The sequence below is a fragment of the Caballeronia sp. genome (assembly GCF_049581465.1).
GTDB lineage: Bacteria > Pseudomonadota > Gammaproteobacteria > Burkholderiales > Burkholderiaceae > Caballeronia.
Window position 1 is genome coordinate 1 of the sequence record NZ_JBAUSA010000192.1, and the last position, 1,777, is coordinate 1,777.

Below are 1,777 nucleotides of genomic sequence, written 5' to 3' on the forward strand. Positions count from 1 at the left end.
GCAATTCTCCCAACAGCCCGTCATGCCGGGCTCGATGCCTTTCATTCGCGCAGCGGGTACAGTTCAAGGCCAATAATTGATGCAACGTGTGCGGGTGAACAAAACGACTCATCGGGGGCGGCTGCAGGCGTTGGTGTTATGTGCAGCCGCGTTGTTATCCGCGACATCGAGTGCTTTCGCGCAAACCGACGATCCCGCCGCGTTGCGCAAAACCGCTGCGGACCTGCTCGACCGGATTCACGACGCCGCGCAGCAGCAGAATTACCAGGGCTCATTCGTCTACCAGCGCGGCGCGACGGTGCAATCGTCGCGCATTACGCATTCCGCCGCGCGCGCTGACGGCGAATACGAGTCGCTGGAAAGTCTCGACGGCGCGCCTCGGAAGATGCTTCGCCACGACGACGACATGTACACGTTTGTCCCCGAACGTCACTTGGTGGTCGTCGAAAAACGTCTGAGCAAGGATTCGTTTCCGTCGCTGCTCACGACCAGCAGTGAGCAGGTCCTGACCGTTTATGAGCCGAAAATGCTGGGCGCCGACCGGGTCGCCGGGATCGACAGCCAGGTCATGGAACTCGACCCGAAAGATTCCTGGCGGTTTGCCTACAAACTCTGGTCCGATACGAAGACCGGCCTGCTGCTGCGCGCGCAGACGCTCGGCCCGGACGGCCAGGTGCTCGAACAGCTTTCCTTTACCCAGGTTCAGATCGGGGGAACGATCGATCGGGCGGCCATAGCGAATGGCATCAAGAATCTGGCGGGATGGACAATTGTCCGGCCGCCGGTTCAAACTGTCGATATGCAGGCGCAGGGCTGGAAAATTACCCCGACGATTCCGGGCTTCCGCGAAATTCGCGAGTTGCGCCGGCCGATGGCATCGCGGGAAGAGGGCCAGCCGCCTATTCCCGTCGATCAAGCCGTTTTCTCGGACGGCCTCGCGGCAATCTCGGTTTTTGTCGAGCCGGTGGAAAAGAATTCCCGCAAGGAAGGGGCCGGCGACAGCGGCGCCACGCACGTGCTGGTAAAGCGTCGGGGGGATTTTTGGATCACGCTGCTAGGAGAAGTTCCTCAAGCTACGTTGCAGCAATTTGCTTCTGCCATAGAATACAAGCCTTCCAAGTAATTCCTCGGCCCTAGACGATATGAGCAACCTCTCGCTGCGCACTCTTTTCGCGGCCGCGGCGTTTGCCGCATGCCTGCCGCTCGCAACCCCCGTGGCACTTGCTGCCACGCCGGTTGCAGTGCCAGGAGTGAATCTGCCGGACTTCACCACGCTCGTCGATAAAGTGGGTCCGTCGGTCGTGAATATCCGGACAACGACCCATGTGAGCAGTGGCGGGGACATGCACGGATTACCGCCTGGCATGGACGACGGCGACATGTCCGAGTTCTTTCGCCGGTTCTTCGGGATTCCGATGCCCGGAACGCCGGGTTCGCCGGGTTCGCCACACGGGGGTGGGGGCGGTAAGGGCGGTGACGACGGCAGCGGGGGGAATCAGGGAAATCGCTCCGCGCCGCAGGACAATGGCCCAGACAGCCCCGACAACTCCGAGCAAAGCAATGGCGTCGGCTCGGGCTTCATCATTTCCGCCGACGGCTACGTGATGACGAACGCACACGTAGTCGACGATGCAGACACCATCTACGTCACGCTGACCGACAAGCGAGAGTTCAAGGCCAAGCTGATCGGCGTTGACGAGCGCACGGATGTCGCGGTGGTGAAGATTCAGGCCACAAGTCTGCCCGCCATCACCATGGGTGATTCGAACAAGGTGCG

Annotated in this window: 2 protein-coding genes; both read left to right on the plus strand. The window is 61.1% G+C overall.

Annotation, left to right across the window (positions count from 1 at the left end):
- The first annotated feature begins 79 nt into the window (after nucleotides 1–79).
- Entirely contained in the window at nucleotides 80–1,123 is a 1,044-nt protein-coding gene (locus WCA53_RS04805; protein ID WP_423906171.1) for a MucB/RseB C-terminal domain-containing protein, read from the plus strand.
- A 19-nt stretch (nucleotides 1,124–1,142) separates the two neighbouring features.
- A partial coding sequence (locus tag WCA53_RS04810; RefSeq protein WP_423906174.1) for a trypsin-like peptidase domain-containing protein occupies nucleotides 1,143–1,777 on the plus strand: 635 nt, incomplete at its 3' end.